This window comes from Pseudomonas putida, from assembly GCF_002906855.1.
GTDB lineage: Bacteria > Pseudomonadota > Gammaproteobacteria > Pseudomonadales > Pseudomonadaceae > Aquipseudomonas > Aquipseudomonas putida_N.
This window is the reverse complement of the sequence record NZ_MINI01000038.1, coordinates 787,224-810,289: the sequence shown is the minus strand read 5'-3', so window position 1 is coordinate 810,289 and position 23,066 is coordinate 787,224. Positions and strand designations below refer to the sequence as shown.

The 23,066-nt window shown below is 63.3% G+C and carries 24 protein-coding genes; 5 read left to right on the top strand and 19 right to left on the bottom strand.

Annotation, left to right across the window (positions count from 1 at the left end; all coding sequences use genetic code 11):
• Positions 1–119: 119 nt before the first annotated feature.
• From lipA to BGP85_RS16230, 12 genes are all read right to left on the bottom strand, one after another.
• A complete protein-coding gene (gene lipA / locus BGP85_RS16285; RefSeq protein ID WP_060509515.1) occupies positions 120–1,136 on the bottom strand; it encodes a lipoyl synthase in 1,017 nt (338 codons plus the stop codon).
• 2 nt (positions 1,137–1,138) lie between these two features.
• Positions 1,139–1,786 (bottom strand): lipoyl(octanoyl) transferase LipB, encoded by a 648-nt coding sequence (lipB, locus tag BGP85_RS16280; RefSeq protein WP_103448834.1) that lies wholly within the window; start codon positions 1,784–1,786, stop codon positions 1,139–1,141.
• The gene (locus tag BGP85_RS16275; protein WP_103448833.1) at positions 1,786–2,061 is read right to left on the bottom strand and encodes a DUF493 domain-containing protein; all 276 of its coding nucleotides are present in this window, start codon (positions 2,059–2,061) and stop codon (positions 1,786–1,788) included. Before BGP85_RS16275 ends, lipB begins: the two co-directional genes overlap by 1 nt.
• A 73-nt stretch (positions 2,062–2,134) precedes the next feature.
• The gene (locus tag BGP85_RS16270) at positions 2,135–3,295 is read right to left on the bottom strand and encodes a D-alanyl-D-alanine carboxypeptidase family protein (RefSeq protein ID WP_103448832.1); all 1,161 of its coding nucleotides are present in this window, start codon (positions 3,293–3,295) and stop codon (positions 2,135–2,137) included.
• 223 nt (positions 3,296–3,518) lie between these two features.
• A complete protein-coding gene (locus tag BGP85_RS16265; protein ID WP_103448831.1) occupies positions 3,519–4,520 on the bottom strand; it encodes a septal ring lytic transglycosylase RlpA family protein in 1,002 nt (333 codons plus the stop codon).
• Complete coding sequence (mltB, locus tag BGP85_RS16260) at positions 4,520–5,530, bottom strand: lytic murein transglycosylase B (RefSeq protein WP_103448830.1); 1,011 nt, start codon at positions 5,528–5,530, stop codon at positions 4,520–4,522. The genes BGP85_RS16265 and mltB overlap by 1 nt, the downstream gene beginning before the upstream one ends.
• Before the next feature lie 17 nt (positions 5,531–5,547).
• On the bottom strand, positions 5,548–6,651 hold the full coding sequence (rodA, locus tag BGP85_RS16255; RefSeq protein WP_050437190.1) for a rod shape-determining protein RodA: 1,104 nt from the start codon (positions 6,649–6,651) through the stop codon (positions 5,548–5,550).
• A gap of 38 nt (positions 6,652–6,689) precedes the next feature.
• The gene (mrdA, locus tag BGP85_RS16250) at positions 6,690–8,579 is read right to left on the bottom strand and encodes a penicillin-binding protein 2 (protein WP_103448829.1); all 1,890 of its coding nucleotides are present in this window, start codon (positions 8,577–8,579) and stop codon (positions 6,690–6,692) included.
• 16 nt (positions 8,580–8,595) lie between these two features.
• Positions 8,596–9,063 (bottom strand): 23S rRNA (pseudouridine(1915)-N(3))-methyltransferase RlmH, encoded by a 468-nt coding sequence (rlmH, locus tag BGP85_RS16245; protein ID WP_008090421.1) that lies wholly within the window; start codon positions 9,061–9,063, stop codon positions 8,596–8,598.
• Between the two features lie 9 nt (positions 9,064–9,072).
• A complete protein-coding gene (rsfS, locus tag BGP85_RS16240) occupies positions 9,073–9,495 on the bottom strand; it encodes a ribosome silencing factor (protein WP_103448828.1) in 423 nt (140 codons plus the stop codon).
• Between the two features lie 44 nt (positions 9,496–9,539).
• Complete coding sequence (gene nadD / locus BGP85_RS16235) at positions 9,540–10,199, bottom strand: nicotinate-nucleotide adenylyltransferase (protein ID WP_103448827.1); 660 nt, start codon at positions 10,197–10,199, stop codon at positions 9,540–9,542.
• A gap of 1 nt (position 10,200) precedes the next feature.
• Positions 10,201–11,472: a glutamate-5-semialdehyde dehydrogenase gene (locus tag BGP85_RS16230; protein WP_103448826.1), complete on the bottom strand. Its 1,272-nt coding sequence runs from the start codon at positions 11,470–11,472 to the stop codon at positions 10,201–10,203.
• 186 nt (positions 11,473–11,658) lie between these two features.
• Here BGP85_RS16230 and BGP85_RS16225 point away from each other — a divergent pair, with 186 nt between their 5' ends.
• A complete protein-coding gene (locus BGP85_RS16225) occupies positions 11,659–12,369 on the top strand; it encodes a DNA-3-methyladenine glycosylase (protein WP_374755319.1) in 711 nt (236 codons plus the stop codon).
• Positions 12,370–12,372: 3 nt separating this feature from the next.
• Positions 12,373–13,689: a bifunctional DedA family/phosphatase PAP2 family protein gene (locus BGP85_RS16220; RefSeq protein ID WP_103448824.1), complete on the top strand. Its 1,317-nt coding sequence runs from the start codon at positions 12,373–12,375 to the stop codon at positions 13,687–13,689.
• A 27-nt stretch (positions 13,690–13,716) separates the two neighbouring features.
• Here BGP85_RS16220 and BGP85_RS16215 read toward each other — a convergent pair whose 3' ends face one another.
• Genes BGP85_RS16215 through BGP85_RS16205 form a run of 3 tightly spaced genes read right to left on the bottom strand, consistent with a single transcriptional unit; the run spans position 13,717 to position 15,395 of the window.
• Complete coding sequence (locus BGP85_RS16215) at positions 13,717–14,307, bottom strand: LON peptidase substrate-binding domain-containing protein (RefSeq protein ID WP_103448823.1); 591 nt, start codon at positions 14,305–14,307, stop codon at positions 13,717–13,719.
• Between the two features lie 9 nt (positions 14,308–14,316).
• Positions 14,317–15,033: an LrgB family protein gene (locus BGP85_RS16210; protein ID WP_103448822.1), complete on the bottom strand. Its 717-nt coding sequence runs from the start codon at positions 15,031–15,033 to the stop codon at positions 14,317–14,319.
• On the bottom strand, positions 15,030–15,395 hold the full coding sequence (locus tag BGP85_RS16205) for a CidA/LrgA family protein (protein WP_103448821.1): 366 nt from the start codon (positions 15,393–15,395) through the stop codon (positions 15,030–15,032). The genes BGP85_RS16210 and BGP85_RS16205 overlap by 4 nt, the downstream gene beginning before the upstream one ends.
• Before the next feature lie 143 nt (positions 15,396–15,538).
• Here BGP85_RS16205 and BGP85_RS16200 point away from each other — a divergent pair, with 143 nt between their 5' ends.
• From BGP85_RS16200 to BGP85_RS16190, 3 genes are all read left to right on the top strand, one after another.
• Positions 15,539–15,994 carry a MaoC family dehydratase gene (locus BGP85_RS16200; protein ID WP_103448820.1) on the top strand — a complete coding sequence of 152 codons (456 nt, stop codon included), beginning with the start codon at positions 15,539–15,541 and terminating at the stop codon, positions 15,992–15,994.
• A gap of 192 nt (positions 15,995–16,186) precedes the next feature.
• On the top strand, positions 16,187–17,920 hold the full coding sequence (locus tag BGP85_RS16195; RefSeq protein ID WP_103448819.1) for a C13 family peptidase: 1,734 nt from the start codon (positions 16,187–16,189) through the stop codon (positions 17,918–17,920).
• A gap of 27 nt (positions 17,921–17,947) precedes the next feature.
• Positions 17,948–18,592 carry an oxidoreductase gene (locus tag BGP85_RS16190; RefSeq protein WP_103448818.1) on the top strand — a complete coding sequence of 215 codons (645 nt, stop codon included), beginning with the start codon at positions 17,948–17,950 and terminating at the stop codon, positions 18,590–18,592.
• Between the two features lie 3 nt (positions 18,593–18,595).
• Here the strand turns inward: BGP85_RS16190 and BGP85_RS16185 are convergent, their stop codons facing one another.
• The 4 genes from BGP85_RS16185 to BGP85_RS16170 form a co-directional block, all read right to left on the bottom strand.
• Positions 18,596–18,871: a YceK/YidQ family lipoprotein gene (locus BGP85_RS16185; RefSeq protein ID WP_103448817.1), complete on the bottom strand. Its 276-nt coding sequence runs from the start codon at positions 18,869–18,871 to the stop codon at positions 18,596–18,598.
• An 8-nt stretch (positions 18,872–18,879) separates the two neighbouring features.
• Entirely contained in the window at positions 18,880–19,509 is a 630-nt protein-coding gene (ubiX, locus tag BGP85_RS16180; RefSeq protein WP_060509549.1) for a flavin prenyltransferase UbiX, read from the bottom strand.
• Positions 19,506–20,855, bottom strand: coding sequence for a UDP-N-acetylmuramate:L-alanyl-gamma-D-glutamyl-meso-diaminopimelate ligase (mpl, locus tag BGP85_RS16175; protein WP_103448816.1), 1,350 nt, complete (start codon positions 20,853–20,855; stop codon positions 19,506–19,508). Before mpl ends, ubiX begins: the two co-directional genes overlap by 4 nt.
• Positions 20,856–20,921: 66 nt before the next feature.
• Positions 20,922–22,826, bottom strand: coding sequence for a sigma-54-dependent Fis family transcriptional regulator (locus BGP85_RS16170; protein WP_103448815.1), 1,905 nt, complete (start codon positions 22,824–22,826; stop codon positions 20,922–20,924).
• Positions 22,827–23,066: the final 240 nt, after the last annotated feature.

Sequence of the window (23,066 nt, the reverse complement as noted above, 5' to 3'; positions counted from 1 at the left end):
GGTAGATGGCTGGCGATTATCTTCGTGATCACCAGCCTCACCCACGGGGATAAAATCCCCCATAAAAAATGCCGATGCCGCCTTTCAGCGTGCATCGGCATGTTCAGCGGGCGCGCGGATCAGAGCTTGATCTTGGCTTCGTGAGCCTGCTGGTCGGCGTGGTACGACGAACGTACCAACGGGCCCGAGGCGACGTTCTTGAAGCCCATCTTGTAGCCTTCCTCGGCGAACCAGGCGAAGGTGTCCGGGTGGACGAAGCGCTGCACCGGCAGGTGGCTGCGCGACGGCTGAAGGTACTGGCCGAGGGTCAGCATGTCGATGTCATGCTCGCGCATGCGGTGCATTACTTCGATCACTTCCTCGTCGGTTTCGCCCAGGCCGAGCATCAGGCCCGACTTGGTCGGTACGTGCGGAACCATCTGCTTGAACTTCTGCAGCAGGTCCAGCGACCAGTCGTAGTCCGAACCAGGGCGCGCGGCCTTGTACAGGCGCGGTACAGTCTCGAGGTTGTGGTTGAACACGTCTGGTGGCGTTTGCGCGGTGATTTCCAGGGCGACGTCCATGCGGCCACGGTAGTCCGGCACCAGGGTTTCCAGCTGCACGCCCGGCGACAAGGCACGGATTTCGCGAATGCAGTCGGCGAAGTGCTGGGCACCACCGTCACGCAGGTCGTCACGGTCCACCGAGGTGATCACCACGTATTTCAGGCGCAGGTCGGCGATGGCCACGGCCAGGTTCTTCGGCTCGTCCAGGTCCAGCGGCTTCGGCCGACCGTGGCCGACATCGCAGAACGGGCAGCGACGGGTGCAGATGTCGCCCATGATCATGAAGGTTGCGGTACCACCGGAGAAGCACTCGCCCAGGTTCGGGCAGGACGCCTCTTCGCACACGCTGTGTAGCTTGTGCTTGCGCAGCAGCTGCTTGATGCGGTCGACTTCCGGGGATACCGGGATGCGCACGCGGATCCAGTCAGGCTTTTTCGGCAGTTCGTCGGTGGGGATGATTTTCACCGGGATACGCGCGACCTTTTCGGCGCCACGCAGTTTAACCCCGGCTTCCACTTTCTTCGGCGCTGGGCGCGCGGTGGCATCCTGGGTAGGGATCAGGTTCGGCACGGCTTCTTGCACAGTTGTCATATTCAGTCGATTCCGCCCGTGAGGGTCGTCTGCTCAGCATAGTCGAGGTGCCTGACCAGCTGTCCGCGCAGCCTTGTCCTGACCTCGTCGAGTTCGATCGGGCCTGCCAGGTCGCGCAGCTGGGTCATGGCCAGCCCCGCATACCCGCAGGGGTTGATTCGGCGGAATGGCGCAAGGTCCATGTCCACGTTCAGAGCAAGGCCGTGGAAGGAACGGCCGTTGCGGATTCGCAGGCCGAGGGAGGCGATTTTCGCTCCGTCGACATAGACACCCGGCGCATCGGGCTTGGCCACGGCATTGACGCCATAGCTGGCAAGCAAGTCGATCAGGGTCTGCTCGATGCGGCTGACCAGCTCGCGCACGCCAAAGCCCAGACGGCGCACGTCCAGCAGCAGGTAGGCCACCAGCTGCCCGGGGCCATGGTAGGTCACCTGGCCACCGCGATCGGTCTGCACCACCGGTATGTCGCCCGGTACCAGCAAGTGCTCGGCCTTGCCGGCCTGGCCCTGGGTGAAGACCGCGGGGTGCTCGACCAGCCAGATTTCATCCTGGCTGTCCGGGCTACGCTGCTCGGTGAAGCGACGCATGGCCTCCAGCACCGGTTCATAGGGCTGCAGGCCAAGCTCGCGAATACCGAGGCTAAGCGACATCAGAGCACCATTTTCACGATGCCGGTGGCACGCAGGGCACTGTTGATGTCGTGTAGCTGGTCTTCACTGGTGGCAACGATATGCAGTTGCACCGTGGTGTACTTGCCTTCCTTGCTTTGACGCTCGGCCAAAGTAGTCATATCGACTTCGGCGTACTTCTTGAGGATCTCGATGACCGTGTCCTTGAAATGGACAACGGTATCGCCGATGACCTTGATCGGGTAATCGGCGCAGGGGAATTCGATCTTGTGCGACTTGACGTCAGGTTCGCTCATGGCGGAAACGGCCTCGTAAGCCGTGGCAACAACAACGCCCCCGCAGGATGCGCGGGGGCTTGCAGGTCACGTATCAGTTGAACAACCCGTAGAAGAATAGACGGATGCTATCCCACATACGGCGGAAGAAACCACCTTCCTCGACGCCATCGAGGGCGATCAGGTCGGCGCTGTGAACCACGTTCTCGTCCAGTTTGACTTCCACTTTGCCGATCACGTCACCTTTGGCGATCGGTGCGGTGAGCTGCGGGTTCATGGTCATCGAAGCCTGCAGGCGCTTCAATTGGCCTTTAGGCATAGTCATGGTCAGGTCGTCGGCCAGGCCTGCCTTGACTTGGCCGGTAGCGCCCTTCCAGACCGGAGCCTGGGCCAGCTCGGTACCCTTCTGGTAGAAAGTCTGGGTTTCGAAGAAGCGGAAACCGTAGGTCAGCAGCTTCTGGGTCTCGGCGGCACGAGCCTGTTCACTGTTGGTACCGAACACCACGGCGATCAGGCGCTGACCGTCACGTACGGCCGAAGCCACCATGCAGTAGCCAGCTTCTTCGGTGTGGCCGGTTTTCAGACCGTCGACAGTTTTGTCACGCCACAGCAGCAGGTTGCGGTTTGGCTGCTTGATGTTGTTCCAGAAGAACTCTTTCTGCGAGTAGATCGCGTAGTGGGCCGGGTCGATGTTGATGATCGCGCGGGCCAGCAGGGCCATGTCGTGAGCCGAGGAGTAGTGCTCCGGGTTCGGCAGGCCGGTCGGGTTCATGAAGTGGCTGTTGGACATGCCCAGTTCAGAAGCCGTTTTGTTCATCATGTCGGCGAAGGCGTCTTCGCTGCCGGCAATGTGCTCGGACAGGGCGACCGAGGCATCGTTGCCCGACTGGATGATGATGCCGTGCAGCAGGTCGCTGACGGTGACCTGGCTGCCGACCTTGATGAACATGCGCGAACCGCCGGTACGCCAGGCGTTTTCGCTGACGGTGACCGGGTCGTTCTCGCCGATCTGGCCACGACGGATGTCGACGGTGGCGATGTAGGCGGTCATCAGCTTGGTCAGGCTGGCTGGCGGCAGACGCTCGTCACCGTTGTTCTCGACCAGCACGTTGCCGCTGGACGCGTCCATGAGTACGTAAGACTTGGCTGCCAGTTGCGGTGGCGCCGGCATCATCTGCTCTGCTGCAAAGGCAGCAGGCGTGAGCATCAGCAGTACGGGCAGGCAAAGTCGTTTGGCAAGGTTGGTGATGTTCATCCGTCTCTCGAAAATCGCTAATGGTCTGATGTTCCCTGGGCCACATCGTGTGCCCAGCGCCAGTCAGTCTAGTTTTGATGGCCATGGCCGGCCCACCCCTGAACGGCTGAATCAGGGTGCGGCTTTATGTCGCTGCGGGCAAAAGCCGACATTGTACATGGCCGGGGCCGGCAATTCATGACAAAACCGACAGTTTGTGGGGGCCAGGGGCCCCACAGAACTGTCAGTCAGCTGTGACCAGCTTGGCCTGGCCAAGGTTCGCCAGGCGAATGCTGTCTTGTGCCTGCTGGATCTCGCCCTGGCTGCTGAACGGCCCCAGGCGCACGCGGTGCAGGGTTTGCTGGTTACGCACGATGGAGCTGATGAATACCGGCGCGCTGACCATGGTGCTGAGCTTGGAGCGCAGCAGTTCGGCAGCATCCGGGTTGGCGAAGGCGCCCACCTGAAGGACGTTGCCAGCAGCGCCAGCTGGCACGTTGCCGCCACCCACCTGCACCGGCACCACTGGCGCCGCGTGCTGCTGCGGCGGCGGGGTCCACTGCTCGACCCGCCCGGTGCTGGCCGGAATCGCCTGGGTCTGGGCGACCTGCGGCTCTTTCAGCATCAACGGCGGCTGCTGGCCCTTCTGTGCCCACCATTGCTGCGGATCGATACCCTCCACTCGCACGTGCGCGGTTCCGATCTCGGCGTAGCCGAGCTTCTTCGCTGCGGCGTAGGACAGGTCGATGATGCGGTCGGAATAGAACGGGCCACGGTCGTTGACCCGCAGGATCACACTGCGGCCGTTGGCCAAGTTGGTCACCCTTACATAGGCCGGCAATGGCAGGGTCTTGTGCGCCGCACTCATGCCGTACAGGTCGTACAGCTCACCGTTGGCGGTGTTCTGGCCGTGGAACTTGGTGCCGTACCACGACGCTGTGCCCTCGGCACGATAGTTGCGCGCGTCCTGCATCGGATAGTAGGTCTTGCCCAACACGGTGTACGGGTTGGCCTTATAGGCACCGGTATGCATGGTCGGGGTGGCATCGGGGATCTTGTTGACGTCCACATCCCACCACGGCGCACCGTCCTTGTGGGCACGGTTGATGTCCAGGCCGGGCTGCGAGCGGACGACGTTGCCACTGCCCTGTGAGGTCGGGCGGCTGGAAGAACAGCTGACCAGCAGCATGCCGACGGTCATGCAGGTCAGCAGTTTGAAGATGTTGCCAGAGAGGATTGCGCGCATTACTTGACGCCCCGTACTTGGACCAGCTGTTCCGCAAGCTGATGCACCGCCATGGCATACATCACGCTGCGGTTGTAGCGAGTGATCGCGTAGAAGTTCTTCAGGCCCATCCAGTACTCGGGGCCTTTGTCGCCATCCAGGCGGAAGGCAGTAACCGGCAGATCATCGCGCAAAGCATCATGGCTCGACCACCCCAGCGCCCGCAACTCCCCGAAGGTTTTCGCCGGCTCGATACCGGTGGTCAGGCCGAGATCCGCCTGTGCGCCACTGACCTGGGCGCGGCTGACCACGCGCTCGCCGGCTACCCAGCCATGGCGCTTGAAGTAGCTGGCCACGCTGCCGATGGCGTCGTCGGGGTTGTTCCAGATATTGATGTGGCCGTCGCCGTCAAAGTCCACCGCGTAGTTGCGGAAGCTGCTCGGCATGAACTGCGGCAGGCCCATGGCCCCGGCATAAGAACCCTTGAGGGTGAGCGGATCGATCTGCTCGTCACGGGCCAGCAGCAGGAACTCACGCAGTTCCTTGCGGAAGAATTCCGCGCGCGGCGGGTAGTCGAAGGCCAGGGTCGACAAGGCATCGATCACCCGGTAATTGCCGGTGTTGCGGCCGAAGAAGGTTTCCACGCCGATGATCGCGACGATGTACTGCGCCGGCACGCCATATTCTCGCTCGGCACGGGCCAGCACCGCTTCGTGCTGGCGCCAGAAGTCAACGCCACGGGCGATGCGCGCGTCGGTGATGAACATCGGCCGGTATTCCTTCCACGGCTTGACCCGTTCGGCCGGGCGCGAGATGGCGTCGAGGATCGACTGCTTGCGCTGCACCTCGCGAAACACACCATTCAATTGCTCGGGGGCAAACCCATTGTCGCGGCTCATCTGGAGCACGAACTCGGTCACTTGCGGCGAGCCGTCGTAATCGCCGGCATGGGCCAGCTGTACAGCGCCGAACAGGCCCACCGCGCCGATCCACGGCGCACAACGGGCAGCCCAGTTACGCACTGCTTGCATGAAATTCTTCACCTTATTCAAACCTGCGCAATCCACTTGCGGTGCGTGTGGATCGACATCAGAACGCCAAACGCTGACAGCAGCGTCACCAACGAAGTTCCGCCATAGCTAATGAAGGGCAGCGGCACGCCCACCACGGGCAACAAGCCGCTGACCATACCGATATTGACGAACACATACACAAAGAAGGTCATGGTCAGGCTGCCCGCGAGCAGCTTGCCAAACAGGGTCTGCGCCTGTGCGGTGATCATAAGCCCGCGGCCGATCAGCAGCAGGTAGACGATCAGCAGCAGGCAGATACCGACCAAGCCGAACTCTTCGCCAAGCACCGCAATGATGAAGTCGGTGTGGCTCTCCGGCAGGAAGTCCAGGTGCGACTGAGTACCCAGCAGCCAGCCCTTGCCAAACACGCCACCGGAGCCGATCGCCGCCTTCGACTGGATGATGTTCCAGCCGGTACCCAGCGGGTCGCTCTCCGGGTCGAGGAAGGTCAGTACACGCTGCTTCTGGTAGTCGTGCATCACGAAAAACCACATCGCCACCGCCACCGGCACCGTCGCCGCGAGCACGCTGAGGATCCAGCGCCAGCGCAGACCACCCATGAACAGCACGAATGCACCGGAGGCGAGAATCAGCAGCGCCGTGCCCAGGTCAGGCTGACGGACGATAAGAATGAACGGCACGCCGATCAACACCAGGCTTATTGCCACGTGTTTCAGGTGCGGCGGCAAGGTGCGCTTGGAGAGGTACCAGGCGATGGTCGCCGGCATGATGATCTTGAGGAATTCCGAGGGCTGGAAGCGGATCACCCCGGGGATGTTGATCCAGCGCGTGGCGCCCATGGCGTTGTGGCCCATGACGTCCACCACCACCAGCAGGAACACCCCGACCAGATACGCCAGCGGTACCCAGCGCGCCATGAAGCGTGGCTCCAGCTGGGCGATGACGAACATCGAGACCAGGCCGATGCCGAACGAGGTAGCCTGCTTGAGCAGCAGGTCCCAGTTCTTGCCGCTAGCCGAATAGAGGACGAACAGGCTGCCGGCCGCAAGGGTCAGCAGGATGATCAACAAGGGGCCGTCGATGTGGATGCGCTGCAGGAAGCTGGCGCGTCGACGCATCACGTCCTCGCTGGAGAGCATGCGATCGAAATTGTTCTTCACTGGGCCGTTTCCTGGGCGACGGTGGCAGGCGCGAATTCGCTTTTCAGCCGGCCGCTCTCGTCGAGCAGCCAGGCGTCCATGATCTGCCGCACCACTGGCGCGGCGACGCCGGAGCCGGACTCACCGTTCTCGACCATCACCGAAACCACGATCTTCGGATCGTCGGCCGGGGCAAAGGCCACGAACAGCGCGTGGTCGCGGTGGCGCTCCTGGAGTTTGTTGCGGTCGTACTTCTCGCCCTGCTTGATCGCTACCACCTGAGCGGTACCGCTCTTGCCGGCGATGCGGTATTGGGCGCCGGCTGCGGCCTTGCGCGCGGTACCGCGGGCGTTGTGCATCACCTGCTCCATGCCGTGGGTGACCTTGGCCCAGTCAGACTTGTCGCGCAGGACGATGTCTTCCATCGGGTTGGGGTCCACCGGCGGCTGGCCTTCGATGGTCTTGGCCAGGTGCGGACGGTTCCACACGCCCTTGTTGGCGATCAGCGCGGTGGCCTGGGCCAGCTGCAGCGGCGTGGCCTGCATATAGCCCTGGCCGATGCCGAGAATCAGTGTCTCACCCGGGAACCAGGCTTGGCGGCGGGTGGCGCGCTTCCACTCGCGCGACGGCATCAGCCCGGGCGACTCCTCGAACATGTCGAGGGCAACCTTCTGGCCGATGCCGAACTTGTTCATGTAGCCGGACAGCCGATCGATACCCATCTTGTGGGCAAGGTCGTAGAAGTAGGTGTCGTTGGAGCGCATGATCGCGGTGTCCAGGTCGACCCAACCGTCACCGGTACGGTTCCAGTTACGGTATTTGTGATCGTAGTTGGGCAACTGATAGTAGCCAGGGTCGAATACTCGGCTGCTGGCATTGACCACCCCGCTGTCGAGGCCGGCGATGGCCACCGCCGGCTTGATGGTCGAGCCCGGCGGGTACAGGCCACGAAGCACGCGGTTGAACAGTGGCCGGTCGATCGAATCACGCAGCTCGGCATAGGCCTTGAAGCTGATGCCGGTGACGAACAGATTGGGGTCGAAACTCGGCTGGCTGACCATCGCCAGCACCTCACCTGTACGCGGGTCGAGCGCCACCACTGCGCCACGTCGGCCACCCAGGGCGGCCTCGGCGGCTTCCTGCAGCTTGATGTCGAGGCTCAGCACGATGTCCTTGCCCGGCTTCGGGTCGGTGCGCTTGAGCACCCGCAGCACCCGGCCGCGAGCGTTGGTCTCGACTTCCTCATAACCGACCTGACCATGCAGCTCGGGCTCGTAGAAGCGCTCGATGCCGGTCTTGCCGATATGGTGGGTGCCGCTGTAGTTGACCGGATCGAGGGTTTTCAGCTCTTTTTCGTTGATCCGGCCGACATAACCGACCGAATGAGCGAAGTGCGCGCCCTGTGGGTAGTGGCGCACCAGCTGGGCGACGACTTCCACACCCGGCAGGCGGAACTGGTTGACCGCCACGCGGGCGATCTGCTCTTCGTTCAGCTCGAACAGGATCGGCACCGGCTCGAACGGCCGACGCCCCTGCTTCATGCGCTTCTCGAACAGCGCCCGGTCGTCCGCTGTCAGGTCAAGCACTTCGACGATGTTATCCAGCACTTCCTGCCAGTTGCCTGCGCGTTCGCGGGTCATCGACAGACTGAAGCTAGGCCGGTTGTCGGCGATGATCACCCCGTTGCGGTCGAAAATCAGGCCACGTGTAGGCGGAATCGGCTGCACATGCACCCGGTTGTTCTCCGACAGCGTCGAGTGATAGTCGTACTGGATGATCTGCAGGTAGTACAGCCGCGCGACCAGCACGCAGATGAGCAGGATGACCGCCACCGCGCCGACCACGACGCGGTTACGCACCAGGCGGGCGTCTTTCTCGTGGTCCTTGAGACGGATCGGCTGCGACATCGGACTGCTTACAGGCTCATTTGTGGTAAGGGTGCCCGGACAACACGGTCCAGGCGCGGTAGATCTGCTCGCCGATGAGTATCCTTACCAACGGGTGCGGCAGGGTCAGCGGCGACAGCGACCAGCGTTGCTCGGCGCGCGCACAGACCTCAGGCGCCAGCCCTTCCGGGCCGCCCACCATCAAATTCACCGTGCGCGAATCCAGGCGCCAGCGGTCCAGCTCAGTTGCCAGCTGCTCGGTACTCCAGGGCTTGCCATGGACCTCGAGGGTGACGATGCGTTCCCCAGGCTGAACCTTGCTCAGCATGGCTTCGCCCTCCTGACGGATCAGGCGGGCGACGTCGGCATTCTTGCCACGGGTGTTCAGCGGGATTTCCACCAGCTCGAGCGACAGCTCCTGGGGCAGGCGCTTGGCATATTCATGCCAGCCTTCCTCGACCCACTTGGGCATGCGCGAGCCGACCGCGATCAGGCGCAGACGCACGACGCTTCCTTATTCCCGGTCTTTCAGCTTGTCGGTGAAGTAGTCGCTGGCGTTTTCCGGGCTGTGGTGCTTGGCATCAACGGCACGGCTCTGCTCGGCACCCAGCCACAGGCGCTCCAGGTCGTAGAACTGACGGGCAGCGGCGGTCATCATGTGCACGATGACGTCGTTCAGGTCCAGCAGTACCCAGTCGCTGTCGCCCTTGCCTTCCTCGCCCAGCGGCTGCGCGCCTTCTTTCTTGACCGTTTCACGGACCTTTTCCAGCATCGCGTTGATCTGGCGGTTGGAGGTACCGGTGGCAATGATCATGTAGTCGGTCAGGCTGTGCTTTTCGCGCACGTCGATGACCTGGATGTCCTGGGCCTTGACGTCTTCCAGGGCGCTGATGGTCAGTTTGACCAGTGCTTCGCCATTGATTTTCTGCTTGCTCATATAAAACTCTTCAACTCGTTTGAATGAGGCGCCCTGGGGCACCGTCAGTTAGGGGCACGATACAGTTCGTGCGCCTCGATGTAGGCCAGTACGGCGTCCGGCACCAGGAACCTCACCGATTTGCCGCTGGCCAGCAGCTGTCGGATCTGTGTAGCCGACACCGCGAGCGGCGTCTGCCAGACGAACGAAATATTCCCCGCCGGGCCGGACATGGCGGTGGGATCGCTCTCCGAGCGCGCAGCCAACAGGTTGCGCAACTCGTCAGGGGGTTCAACGTCGGCATCCGGGCGTTGCAGCACCAGGACGTGACAGTGTTGCAGCAGTTCTTCCCAGCGGTGCCAGGTGGGCAGGCCGCAGAAGGCATCCCAGCCGAGCACCAGGAACAGCTGGTCGTCGACGCCCAGCTCGGCGCGGATCGACTCCAGCGTGTCGATGGTGTACGACGGTTTGTCGCGCTCCAGCTCGCGGGCATCGACGCTGAGGCAGTCAACGCCCTGCACTGCTTCACGGACCATGGCCAGGCGATCCTGCGCCGCCACCTGCGGGGTATCGCGGTGTGGCGGGCGGGCGTTGGGCAACAGGCGCAGCTCATCAAGCGCCATGAACTCGGCCACCTCCAGCGCGCTGCGCAGGTGGCCGATGTGCACGGGGTCGAAGGTACCGCCAAGAATGCCGATGCGCCGGACTGCCTGGGCCTTGCTCAACTCAGCAGGACTCCTGGCCACGCAGCTGGCCGTCACCGATCACCACGTACTTCTCGCAGGTCAGGCCTTCCAGGCCGACCGGGCCGCGGGCGTGCAGCTTGTCGGTGGAAATACCGATTTCCGCGCCCAGGCCATACTCGAAGCCATCGGCGAAGCAGGTCGGGGTGTTGAGCATCACCGATGCCGAATCGACCTCGGCCATGAACTGGCGGGCCTGGCCCTGGTGTTCGGTGATGATCGAGTCGGTGTGGTGCGAGCCGTACTGGTTGATGTGCTCGATGGCCTGGTCCAGGCCGTCGACGACGCGGATCGACAGGATCGCGTCGAGGTACTCGGTGTGCCAGTCGTCTTCAGTGGCCGGCTTGGCGTCGATCAGCGCACGCGTGAGCTCGCAGCCACGCAGCTCGACGCCCTTCTCCTGGAAGCGGCGGGCCATTTCCGGCAGGAAGCCTTCGGCCACGCGCTGGTCGACCAGCAGGGTTTCCATCGCGCCGCAAATGCCGTAGCGGTAAGTCTTGGCGTTGAATGCCACGCGCCAGGCCTTGTCCAGATCGGCGTGCTCGGCCACATAGACGTGGCAGATGCCGTCCAGGTGCTTGATGACCGGCACGCGGGCATCGCGGCTGATGCGCTCGATCAGGCCACGGCCGCCGCGCGGCACGATGACATCGACGAACTCGGGCATGCTGATCAGGGCGCCAACGGCTTCGCGATCAGTGGTCTCGACCACCTGCACCACGGCAGCCGGCAGGCCCGCCGCAGCCAGGCCACGCTGGATGCAGATGGCGATAGCGCGGTTGGAATGAATGGCCTCGGAGCCCCCACGCAAGATGGTGGCGTTGCCCGATTTCAGGCACAGGCTGGCGGCATCGATGGTCACGTTCGGACGCGACTCGTAGATGATCCCGATCACTCCCAGTGGCACCCGCATCTTGCCGACCTGAATGCCCGACGGGCGGTAGCTCATGTCGCGGATCGCGCCGACCGGGTCTGGCAGGCTGGCCACCTGGCGCAAGCCGGTGATCATGCCGTCGATGCGCGCGGGACTCAGTGCGAGGCGGTCAAGCAGCGCGGGCTCCAGGCCATTGGCACGGCCGGCGGCCAAGTCCAGTTCGTTGGCTGCGGCAAGCTCGGCGCGCGCAGCATCCAGCGCATCGGCGGCGGCCTGCAGGGCGCGGTTCTTCTGCGCGGTGCTGGCACGTGCGATGACGCGGGAAGCCTGGCGAGCGGCGCGACCCAGGCGGGTCATGTAGTCAAGAACGGACTCAGTCATGGGTTCGGTGTCTTGGCGAAGGGGAAATCGGCTGATTATAACTGTCGCGCAGGTATACGCCCAGCGGCGGGTGGCGGATGGTAGAAAATGGCTCGCAAGAATCCATAAGAAAGATGTAACTGCGCTTATCGAACTGTCCCGGTTAAGCCTCGATTAAGCTATTCATTGCTATCATCCCCGCCTTTAATGCCACGAACCGCCAGCATGCCAGCCCCAGCTCCCTGCCCTGCACGCGCCCTCCCTGACAGCTTCTTCGACCGCGACGCCCAGACTTTGGCCAAGGCGTTACTGGGCAAAGTCATCCGTCATCGGCATGGCAACCTGTGGTTGGCCGCACGGATCATCGAGACCGAGGCCTATTACCTCACCGACAAAGGCAGCCATGCCTCGCTCGGCTATACCGAAAAACGCAAGGCGCTGTTCCTCGACGGCGGGCACATCTACATGTATTACGCCCGCGGTGGCGACTCGCTCAACTTCAGCGCCCAGGGCCCAGGCAACGCGGTACTGATCAAGTCCGCCTACCCTTGGGTCGATGCCATCTCCGATGCCAACAGCCTGGCACAGATGCAGCTGAACAACCCCGACGCCAGCGGCAACCTGCGCCCACCCGAGCGCCTGTGCGCCGGGCAGACCCTGCTGTGCAAGGCCATGGGCCTGAAAGTGCCGCACTGGGACGCGCAACGCTTCGACCCTGAGCGCCTGTACGTCGAAGACTGCAACATCGCCGTGCCACGGGTGATCCAGGCCGCGCGCCTGGGCATACCCCATGGGCGCGACGAGCACCTGCCGTACCGCTTCGTCGATGCCGAATTCGCCCGTTTCTGCACCCGGAACCCGCTGCGACGGGGCCAAGTCGAAGGGCAAGACTTTTTCATCCTCAAACAAGGAAGCTGAAACATGGGCCAATGGCTCGACAGCCTGACCGGCTGGCTCAGTGCTCACCCCCAGTGGCTTGGCCTGGCGATTTTCCTCGTGGCTTGCGTGGAATGCCTGGCCATTGCCGGCATCATCGTGCCAGGCACGGTACTGCTGTTCGCCGTTGCCGTGCTGGCGGGCAGTGGCGCCTTCAGCCTGGGTGAAACCCTGCTGCTGGGGTTCCTCGGCGGCCTGCTCGGGGACGCGCTGTCGTACACCATCGGCAAGTACTTCCACCAGAACATCCGCCGCCTGCCGCTGCTGCGCCACCACCCGGAATGGATCGGCAGCGCCGAGGCCTACTTCCAGCGCTACGGCATTGCCAGCCTGCTGGTCGGCCGCTTCATCGGCCCGCTGCGGCCGATGCTGCCGATGGTCGCCGGGATGTTCGACATGCCGCTGCCACGCTTCATCGCCGTCAGTCTGGTGGCGGGCGCGGGCTGGTCGGTCGCCTATCTGCTGCCAGGCTGGGCCACCGGTGCGGCCATGCGCCTGCCTTTGCCGGAAGGCTTCTGGCTGGATGCGGGCATCATTGCCGGGACCCTGGCGGTGCTGATCGGCCTGAGCCTGAACAGCAGCCTGCGCGATCAGCGTCATGGCACCCGACTGATCGCCGGCCTCAGTTTCATCGCCTTGACGGCGGTGTTTCTTGGCTGGCCCTACCTGCAGGCCTTCGACCAAGGGGTGATGACGCTGGTGCAGGAGCACCGTAGCAAGGTGATCGACGGCACCGTGGTGCTGGTGACCCGGCTGGGCGACTTCAAGACTCAGTTTTTCCTGGGCGGTTTGCTGACCGGCTTGCTGCTCCTGGCGCGTCAGTGGCGCCATGCCCTGTTCGCGGGCGGCACGCTGATTGGCACGGCGCTGGCCAATGGCACGCTGAAATGGCTGTTCGCCCGTGCCCGCCCGGAAGTACTGAGCGACCCGCTGACCAGCTACAGCATGCCCAGCGGGCACAGTTCGGCTTCGTTCGCGTTCTTCCTGACCCTGGCGGTACTCGCCGGGCGCGGCATGCCGCCGCGCATGCGCCTGACCTGGGTGATGCTGGGCTGCATTCCGGCGCTGGCAATTGCCTTGTCGCGGGTGTATCTGGGCGCGCATTGGCCGACCGACATCATGGCCGGGGCCTTACTGGCCTGTTGCGTGTGTGCGCTGAGCCTGACGCTGGTGCAGCATCGACAGCCGTTGACTGCGCTGCCGCAGAAGGTGTGGTGGCTGGTGTTGCCGGCGTGTATCGCATTGCTGGCATTCTTTGCCATGCATGCGTTGCCCCACGCCCTGCTGCGTTACCAATATTGAGAGGCCGGTACAGGCCACTGAATTCAATCAGGCGAACAATTCGCCCTGAATCCGCTCCAGCAGCTTCTGGATCTCTTCCAGTCGCTGCGCCGGCGAGTCGATCGCGAGCAAGTCCAGCTTGTCTTCTTCCATGAATGGCAGCAAGTAGGCCAGCTGGTTGGCCAGCGCCTGGCGCCCGTCGACTTCCCGCGGCATGTCCAGCGCCTCGACCATCGGATGCTCGCCCAGCGCCACCAAAAGCGCCAGCAGGTCATCGTCGTGCCCGGTGAGCGGGCTGTCCGGCTGCTCCGTCAACCAATGCACCTCGCCCAACAGCAACTGGTCCTTCTGCACTTCGGTCTGGCTCAGCTCGAAGCGTCGTACACCCTCCACCCGAATACCCAGCAAGCCGTTGTCCTGCTGGACGAAGTCGCGGATCACCGCCTCGCAACCGATCGACGCCACCACTGGCGGCGCCTTGCCGACCTGTTCGCCTTCGACGATGCATACCACGCCAAAGCCGGTGCCCTGCTTCATGCAGCGGCCAATCATGTCCAGGTAGCGCGCCTCGAAGATCTGCAGATCTAGCAGGCAACCCGGAAACAACACGGTATTGAGGGGAAACAGCGGTAGCGTCATCACAATTCCTCAAGCCACCAGGCTGACCGCCAACGGCAGGAACACCGCCGTGGCCACCCCCATCAGGCTCATCGCCAGCGCGGCAAAAGCGCCGCATTCATCACTTTCCTGCAAGGCCACCGAAGTGCCCACGGCATGGGCCGTCACCCCCAGCGACATGCCACGCGCCTCCGGGCTGAGCACACCCAGGCGGGTCAGCAGCGCCGGGCCGAAGATCGCTCCGATCACGCCAGTAATCAATACAAACACGGCCGCCAACGCCGCCACACCACCAATCTGCTCGGCCACCAGCATGGCGATCGGCGAAGTGACCGACTTCGGCGCCATGGTCATCAGGATCATGTGCTCGGCACCGAACCACCAGCCCAGCAGCAGGCAGCAGACCGTGGCGAACAGGCCTCCGATTACCAGCGTAGTAAAAGTCGGCCAGAACAGCTGCCGGATGCGTCGCAGGTTGAGATAGAGCGGTACCGCCAAGGCCACGGTGGCGGGGCCGAGGAGGATGTTCATGATTTCGGTGCTCTTGCGGTATTCGGCGTAACTGATGCCGCAGGTCAGCAACACGCCGATCACCAGCAGCATCGATACCAGCACCGGCTGCAGGAAGATCCAGCGGGTCTTTTCATAGGCTGCCAGTACGATCTGATAGGCACCCAAGGTGATGCCGATGCCGAACAAGGGATGATGGATGACTGCGTCGAGCGCGCCTTGCCAGTCAAGAATCATGGCCGCTCCTCACGCTTGCCATGCTGGCGATCGATGAGCTTCTGCATCAACAGGCCGACGAACACCAGGGTCACCAGGCAGGAAATCAGCAAGGCACCCGCAATCGCCCAGAAGTCTGCAGCAATGTCCTTGGCATAGACCATCACCCCCACCGCCGGCGGCACCAGCAGCAGTGGCAGGTAGCGCAGCAGGCTACCGGCGGCCTCGCTCAGCGGCTTGCCGACTTCGCCACGGGCCATGAGGAAGCACAGCAGCAACAACAGGCCAATGATCGGCCCCGGTAGAATTGGCACGCACAAGTAATTGAGCGCCGTACCCAGCAGCTGAAACAGCACCAGCCAGGTCAAACCACGCAACAGCATAAGTATCTCCTTCAGGCATGCCGGCCATTATAAGCATGGGCTGCCTGTAAGCCGATATTCGCCGAAAAGCGGGCATCTTGACTGAAACGGTTCGCCGTGCTGATCTTGCACTCTCGTACCAAATGACAACCTGGAGAGTCGCGATGCCCTATGTACCGGTAAACGAGCTATCGCAGTACGTTGGAAAGGAGCTGGGACGTTCCGACTGGCTGAAGATCGACCAGCAGCGCATCAACCTGTTCGCCGAGGCCACCGGCGATTTCCAATTCATCCATGTCGACCCGGAAAAGGCGGCGAAAACCCCGTTCGGCACCACCATCGCCCATGGTTTCCTGACCTTGTCGCTGATCCCCATGCTGATGCTGGACATCCTGCTGCTGCCTGAGGGGGTGAAGATGGTTGTCAACTACGGGTTGGACAGCGTGCGCTTCATTCAGCCGGTGAAGGTCGACAGCAGGGTACGACTGAAGGTGGACCTGGGTGAGGTGATCGAGAAGAAGCCTGGGCAATGGCTGCTGAAAGCCACCGTTACTCTGGAGATCGAAGGCGAAGAGAAACCGGCCTATATCGCCGAACCCCTCTCGCTCTGCTTCGTCTGATTGGCCCTATTCGCGACGGTTCGACGCCTCGATGAACCCGCTCCCAGCGGTACCGCGCCAGCCTGAAGCTGTACGGCCCCCTGTGGGAGCGGGTTTACCCGCGAAGAATTCAGTACTGATTCAGCCAGATCACAGATACCTGCGCCCCCCATTCTGCGGCATACTCGGCAGACTTTTTGCCTGGATTCCGCCATGCGTCCACTGCTCCCCTTCGCACTGTTCCTGATGCTCGCTGCCTGTGGCGATGGTGAGTCGTTGTCCCCGCCCGACGCGCGCCTGCCCGACGGTGGCCGCTACCGGGGCCAAGTGGTCGATGGGTTGCTGCAGGGCGAGGGGCGCATTGACTACCCCAACGGCAGCTGGTACGCCGGCAGCTTCAAGGACGGCCAATGGCATGGCCAGGGCGAGTGGCACGGCAGCAATGGCGAGATCTACCGTGGCCAGTTCGACAAAGGGCTGTTTCACGGCCTGGGCGACCTGACCACCCCGGGCAGCCACTATGCCGGCACGTTCAGCCACGGCCGGCGCGACGGTGAAGGTAGCCTCAAGCAGGCCGATCAGATCTACCGCGGCCAATTCAAGGACGACCAGTACGAAGGTGCAGGCATACTCGAAATGGCTGACGGCAGCCGTTACCAGGGCTTGTTCGCCAAAGGCAAGCCCAATGGCGCAGGCGTGCGCAGCGATGCCAGCGGCAACCAGTTCAGCGGCCACTTTGTCGATGGCCAGTTGCAAGGCAGCGGCACCTACGACAGCGTCGATGGCGAGCAATACATCGGTGAATTCAAGGACAACCGCCTGGAAGGCCGCGGCCGTTATGAAAATGCCGACGGCGACGTGTGGATCGGCGATTTCAAGGACGGTTCACTGGTTGGCGAAGGTGAATTGCTCGGCAGCGACGGCAGCCACTATAAAGGCACCTTCGTTGACTGGCGCCTCTCCGGCCAAGGCAGCCTGCAGCTGCCTGATGGCAGCAAGTACGTCGGCGGTTTCGACAACGATGCCTACCAGGGTCACGGCAAGCTGACCCTGGCCAGTGGCAAGGTCGAAAGCGGCATCTGGGCCAATGGCGTGCGCATTCGCGACCAGAAAGGCAAACTGCTGCCCGACCCGCTGGACCTGGCCCTGCTCAACCAAGGCCGCCTGCTCGAAGAAGCCCTGGCCCGGGTACCGCGCTCGGCCCCCCCCATCCAGCTGTACAGCCTGGTACTGGCCGGCGATGGCCAGCAGAGCGTGTTCCTGCGTGAAGCGGACTATGTCAGCAACATGCTCAAGGTGCGTTTCGGTGCCCGCGGCCAGGTCACCCTGGTCAACCACCGCGACCAGATGGCCACCCGCCCCATGGCTACCCGAGAGAACCTCACGCGCGCCGCCCGCACCCTGGCCGAGCGCAGCGGCCCGGAAGACCTGATCTTCATCTACCTGACCAGCCACGGCAGCCAGGACCACCAGCTGGTACTCGATCAGCCACGACTGCAACTGGCCGACCTGTCCGCCGACGAACTGGCCAGCGCCCTGGCACCGCTCAAGGACCGCGACAAGATCATTGTCATCTCCGCCTGTTATTCAGGTGGCTACATCGCTCCGCTAAAGGACGATCGCACGTTGATCATGACTGCGGCACGCGCCGACCGGGTGTCGTTCGGCTGTTCGGAAGAAGCCGATTTCACCTACTTCGGCGATGCCCTGTTCGCCGAGGCGCTGAACCAGACCGACGACCTGAAACAGGCGTTTGAACTGGCGCGCACCAGTGTTGCCGAAAGAGAACGAAGGGAAGGTTTCGAAGCCTCCGAGCCACAATTCTGGGCGCCGCCCGCAGTACTGGCACACTGGCAGCAACTGCGTCAGCAACAGGCCGAAGAAGCCTTGCGCAATGCGGCACAGGCCAAGGCCGAGGAACAGGCAAAAACGCCTGCCAGCCGCTAAGCTTGTGTGTAACAAGGGAGAGACATCATGTATTTGACGCCTCAGCATGTCCTGCTTGCCGGAGCTACCGGCCTTACCGGTGAGCACCTGCTCGACCGCCTGCTCAACGAACCCACCATCAGTCGCGTGCTGGCACCGACCCGCCGGCCACTGGCCGAACACCCTCACCTGGAAAACCCGGTGGGCGACCCGGCAGTGTTTCTCCCACAACTGGCCGGTCGGGTCGATATTGCCTACTGCTGCCTGGGTACCACCCTCAAGCAGGCAGGCTCGGAGCAGGCGTTTCGCGCCGTCGATCTGGACATGGTCGTCGCCTTCAGCAAGCGCGCGCGGGAAATGGGTGCGCGCCACCTGTTGGTGGTCAGCGCCCTTGGTGCCGATCCCAAGTCGTCGATCTTCTACAACCGGGTCAAAGGTGAGATGGAAGAAGCGCTCAAGGCTCAGGACTGGCCTCAACTGACCATCGTGCGGCCTTCGCTGTTGCTCGGAGAACGGATACAACCACGGTTGGGCGAGAAACTGGCGTCACCGTTTTCGAAGTTGATACCGGGCAAATACCGGGGGATCGAGGCCTGCACCCTGGCCCGTGCACTCTGGCGCCTGGCGCTGGAGGAAGAAGACGGCATTCGGGTTATCGAGTCTGACGAGTTGCGCAAACTCGGCAAGAAATAGCCCCTACAGGCCGCCCGTAGCCTGAAACCCTATGCCTGCCGCCGTCAGCAATGACAGCGGCAGGAACAGTGTATCCAGCAGCATGCTGCCAGGCAGGTCCAGGTGCGGATACGCTGGCGCCTCAGCCCCGAAGCGATCCTTGGGGCAACACCCGCCATTGATCACATACATGTCCAGCCGGGTCCCGGCGTATACCACCGGTGCCCCTGGTTTGTTGGCATCCAGCGTGCGCACCGTGGCGCAGCCGCCGAGCAGGCTTGCCGCCAGCAACCCGGCCATGAAACGCCTCAATCATCCGCCCCGAAATGATGCTCGCCCCAGCGCGGCAACATGTCCTGCGGAATGTTCAGCAGGTTGAGGATGCGCGCCACGACGAAGTCGACCAGGTCATCGATGGTCTGCGGCTGGTGATAGAAGCCCGGCGCCGCAGGCAGGATCACCGCCCCCATCTGCGAAAGCTTGAGCATGTTCTCCAGGTGAATGGTCGAAAACGGTGCCTCGCGCGGCACCAGGATCAACTGCCGGCGCTCCTTGAGAGTGACGTCGGCGGCCCGCTCGATCAGGTTGTTGCAGGCACCGGTGGCGATTGCTGACAAGGTGCCGGTAGAACACGGCACCACCACCATTGCCGCTGGAGCACCGGAGCCCGAGGCCACCGGTGACATCCAGTCTTCCTTGCCGTATACACGGATCTGCCCGTCGGCAGCACCAGTGTATTCGGTGAGAAACGCCTGCATGGCCTGCGGCTTGGCCGGCAGGACCACATCGGTCTCGGTGGCCATCACCAGTTGCGCAGCCTTGGAGATGAGGAAATGCACCTCACGGTCCTCACGCACCAGGCAATCGAGCAAGCGCAGGCCATACTGCGCCCCGGAAGCGCCGGTCATGGCCAGGGTGATACGTTCCGGTCCGCTCACTTCAAGGCCTCGGCCAGCTTGCCATGCAGGCCGCCGAAGCCGCCGTTGCTCATGATCACCACATGAGTGCCCGGGCGGGCCTGGCCCTTGACCCGCTCGATGATCGCGTCGAGGCTGTCGGCGACCACGCTTGGCACCTTGCACTGCGCGGCAGTGGCAGCCAGGTCCCACCCCAGGTTGGCGGGTGCGTACCAGATCACCTGGTCGGCGTCGTTGACGCTTTCCGGCAGGCCGTCCCGATGGGCGCCGAGCTTCATGGAGTTGGAGCGCGGCTCGATGATGGCGATGACCGGCGCTTCGCCAACCCGCTTGCGCAGGCCGTCGAGAGTGGTGGCGATGGCGGTCGGGTGGTGGGCGAAATCGTCGTAGATGGTCACACCCTGAACATCAGCAACCTTCTCCATGCGCCGCTTGACGCTCTTGAACGCACTCAGGCCTTCGATGCCCATGGCCGGCACCACGCCCACATGGCGGGCAGCGGCCAGCGTGGCGAGGGCGTTGGCGACGTTGTGCTGGCCGGTCAGGGCCCAGTCCACCACACCCTGCACTTCACCCTCGAACAGCACCTCGAAACGCGAGCCATCGGCACTGAGCAGGCGCGCCTGCCATTGGCCTCCTTCGCCGGTGGTCTGCACAGGGGTCCAGCATCCCATGCCGATCACACGCTCTAGCGCCTGCTCGGTGGTCGGGTGAATGACCAGGCCTTCACTCGGGATGGTCCGCACCAAGTGGTGGAACTGCCGTTCGATGGACGCCAGGTCAGGGAAGATGTCCGCGTGATCGAACTCAAGGTTGTTGAGGATCGCGGTGCGGGGGTGGTAATGCACGAACTTCGAACGCTTGTCGAAGAAGGCGCTGTCGTATTCGTCGGCCTCCACCACGAAGAACGGCGTGCCGCCCAGACGCGCCGACACCGAGAAGTTCTGCGGCACGCCGCCGATCAGGAAGCCCGGGCTCATGCCGGCATGCTCCAGCACCCAGGCCAACATGCTGCTGGTGGTAGTCTTGCCGTGGGTGCCCGCCACGGCCAGTACCCAGCGGCCCTGCAGCACATGGTCGGCCAGCCACTGCGGGCCGGACACATAGGGCAGCCCTTTGTTCAGCACATACTCCACCGCCGGGTTGCCCCGCGACATGGCGTTGCCGATCACCACCAGATCAGGTGCAGGGTCCAGCTGAGCCGGGTCGTAACCCTGGGTCAGCTCGATGCCCTGGGCTTCGAGCTGGGTGCTCATTGGCGGATAGACGTTGGCGTCGGAGCCGGTGACGCGGTGGCCGAGCTCTTTGGCCAGCACTGCCAGCGACCCCATGAAAGTGCCGCAAATACCGAGAATATGAATATGCATGGTCGACCTCGCAAAACTTCGAGGCAGGGTAGCCCAGGGCGCGGGAAATCGCACCCGGTGTTTTGCTCATACGCCCCTGGCGATGCCGTGTTTGCGCAGTTTTCGATACAAGGTATTGCGGCTGATGCCCAGGTGCTCGGCGACCCGGGTCAAGTGCCAGTGTTTTGCCTCCAGGATGTCCATTAGCGCCTGACGCTCGGCATCTTGAAGAAGCGCGCCCCCGTCCATAGCTAAACCCGCTCCTACATAGGTCTCATGAGCTTTGATGATGGCGGGGAGATCCGAGAACTCGATAAGCGAGTTTTCACACAGGGCCACCAAGGTCCGCAACACATTGCGCATCTGCCGCACGTTCCCCGGCCAGGCAAAGCTCAGCAGCGCCTGCCGCGCTTCTGGCGCCAGTTGCACAACCTGCCCCTGCGCCTCCTGGCGTAACAGAAAGTCCAGCAACGACTCCTTGTCGCTACGCTCGCGCACCGCTGGAAGCGCCACTTCCAAGCCATTTAACCGGTAGTACAGGTCTTCACGGAAACTGCCCTGCTCCACCCGCTCCAGCAGGTCCCGGTGGGTGGCACTGACGATACGCACATCCACCGCCTGCGGCTCACCGCCGATCGGTACCACCTGGCGCTCTTCCAGCACCCGCAACAGGCGGGTCTGCAAGGCCAGCGGCATGTCGCCGATCTCGTCCAGCAGCAAGGTACCGCCATCGGCCTGCAGCAGCTTGCCGCGCATGCCCTCCTTGCGCGCGCCGGTAAAACTTCCGCCGCGATAGCCGAACAGCTCGCTCTCGATCAGGCTCTCGGGAATCGAGGCACAGTTCACCGCTACGAAAGGCTTGCCACGGCGCTGACTGGCCTGGTGCACGGCCTGGGCGAAGGCCTCTTTGCCGCAACCGGTCTCGCCACACAGCAGCAGCGGCACATCGCGCTCGAACACGCGCACGGCACGGTAGAAGTCATGCTGCAAGGCCGGGTCCAGCAGGCAGATGCCCGGCTCCACGGCGGCCCTGGCCTGGGGCAGGCTGGCCGGCACCGTCCACAGCGGCGCCCTCGCCTGCCCGCGCAGGCTGGCGAACACCTGGCGGCCATCACGGGTGCGCAACGGCCAGACCGTACTGCCACCGGGCGTGGCACGGCTGAACAGCTCGTCATGGCTGCAGGCGAAGAACATTTCCAGCGGCTTGCCCAGCACGCCACCGCGAATGGTGCCTAACAGGTTCAGGGCACTCTGGTTGGCGGCGCAAATGCGGCCATCGCCGTCGAACGCCAGCAACCCTTCGCTGAACTGGCCGACCGACTCGGCCTGCACGTGAATGCGCAGCAACCACTGCTGCTCGAAATGGCGCAGGAAATAGCAGCTCTCGATCATCTTCGCCGAGAGGTTGACCAGTGCCATGGTGTGAAACTGGCTCTGGCGCGACACGTCCGGCCGCGCCGAGGACACATCGAGCACTGCCAGCAGTTCACCGTGCGGGTCGAACACCGGACTCGCCGAGCAGGTCAGTCCGGTATGGCGGCCGCGAAAGTGCTCATTCTGGTGAATGGTCAGGGCCTGGCGCTCGACCAGGCAGGTACCGATACCGTTGGTGCCCTCGCGGGCCTCACTCCAGTCCGCCCCCAGCCACAGCCCGGCGCGCTCGAAGTTGCGCCGCTCGGAGGGCGCGGTCACGCAGTTGAGGATCACCCCACGGGCATCGGTCAGCAGCACAGCATGGCCGGCGCCGGATAGCTGCTGGTGCAGGCTGTTCATTTCGTTGTCGGCGATCTTCAGCACCTGGCGCAGCCGTTCGCGGCTCTCCAGCAGGCGGCCGTGCTCAAGCACCACCGGAGCCTCGATCACCGACGGGTCGAGGTGATAGTCGTCCAGGCAGCGCAACCAGGAGCGGGCAATGGACGGATCGCTACCCGCTTCGCCTCGGGCAACGGTATGCACCTGCTGGGCATGGCGGCTGAATGAGTTGCTCTGCATTTGTTGTTGTTCTCCGCAGATAGAGATTCACGCCAGCATCCTCCACCCGCGCAGGCTTTGCAACGTGCCCGCCCGCCACGTGTCGCAAACGGTACAAAGTGTCACCCCGGCCGTGCCAGGCCTGGCACAGCGCGCCTTCCCGCTGCACCTGGGCATGACCCAAGTCGTTGATTCCACGAGGGTGCACCACGCTGGCCCAACCTTTGCTCTACGCTTTTCAACTCCTCAACAAACATAACA

Bases quoted from the DNA above. Each gene is read 5' to 3' on its own strand.
- lipA (WP_060509515.1), bottom strand. From the start codon at position 1,136: ATGACAACTGTGCAAGAAGCCGTGCCGAACCTGATCCCTACCCAGGAT.
- BGP85_RS16275 (WP_103448833.1), bottom strand. From the start codon at position 2,061: ATGAGCGAACCTGACGTCAAGTCGCACAAGATCGAATTCCCCTGCGCC.
- BGP85_RS16205 (WP_103448821.1), bottom strand. From the start codon at position 15,395: ATGCTGTTGCGTGGTTTGACCTGGCTGGTGCTGTTTCAGCTGCTGGGT.
- BGP85_RS16230 (WP_103448826.1), bottom strand. From the start codon at position 11,472: ATGACTGAGTCCGTTCTTGACTACATGACCCGCCTGGGTCGCGCCGCT.
- BGP85_RS16190 (WP_103448818.1), top strand. From the start codon at position 17,948: ATGTATTTGACGCCTCAGCATGTCCTGCTTGCCGGAGCTACCGGCCTT.
- BGP85_RS16170 (WP_103448815.1), bottom strand. From the start codon at position 22,826: ATGCAGAGCAACTCATTCAGCCGCCATGCCCAGCAGGTGCATACCGTT.
- mrdA (WP_103448829.1), bottom strand. From the start codon at position 8,579: ATGTCGCAGCCGATCCGTCTCAAGGACCACGAGAAAGACGCCCGCCTG.
- BGP85_RS16215 (WP_103448823.1), bottom strand. From the start codon at position 14,307: ATGACGCTACCGCTGTTTCCCCTCAATACCGTGTTGTTTCCGGGTTGC.
- BGP85_RS16265 (WP_103448831.1), bottom strand. From the start codon at position 4,520: ATGCGCGCAATCCTCTCTGGCAACATCTTCAAACTGCTGACCTGCATG.
- BGP85_RS16210 (WP_103448822.1), bottom strand. From the start codon at position 15,033: ATGATTCTTGACTGGCAAGGCGCGCTCGACGCAGTCATCCATCATCCC.
- mltB (WP_103448830.1), bottom strand. From the start codon at position 5,530: ATGCAAGCAGTGCGTAACTGGGCTGCCCGTTGTGCGCCGTGGATCGGC.
- BGP85_RS16185 (WP_103448817.1), bottom strand. From the start codon at position 18,871: ATGGCCGGGTTGCTGGCGGCAAGCCTGCTCGGCGGCTGCGCCACGGTG.
- mpl (WP_103448816.1), bottom strand. From the start codon at position 20,855: ATGCATATTCATATTCTCGGTATTTGCGGCACTTTCATGGGGTCGCTG.
- BGP85_RS16225 (WP_374755319.1), top strand. From the start codon at position 11,659: ATGCCACGAACCGCCAGCATGCCAGCCCCAGCTCCCTGCCCTGCACGC.
- BGP85_RS16270 (WP_103448832.1), bottom strand. From the start codon at position 3,295: ATGAACATCACCAACCTTGCCAAACGACTTTGCCTGCCCGTACTGCTG.
- BGP85_RS16220 (WP_103448824.1), top strand. From the start codon at position 12,373: ATGGGCCAATGGCTCGACAGCCTGACCGGCTGGCTCAGTGCTCACCCC.
- rodA (WP_050437190.1), bottom strand. From the start codon at position 6,651: ATGCGTCGACGCGCCAGCTTCCTGCAGCGCATCCACATCGACGGCCCC.
- BGP85_RS16195 (WP_103448819.1), top strand. From the start codon at position 16,187: ATGCGTCCACTGCTCCCCTTCGCACTGTTCCTGATGCTCGCTGCCTGT.
- rsfS (WP_103448828.1), bottom strand. From the start codon at position 9,495: ATGAGCAAGCAGAAAATCAATGGCGAAGCACTGGTCAAACTGACCATC.
- lipB (WP_103448834.1), bottom strand. From the start codon at position 1,786: ATGTCGCTTAGCCTCGGTATTCGCGAGCTTGGCCTGCAGCCCTATGAA.
- BGP85_RS16200 (WP_103448820.1), top strand. From the start codon at position 15,539: ATGCCCTATGTACCGGTAAACGAGCTATCGCAGTACGTTGGAAAGGAG.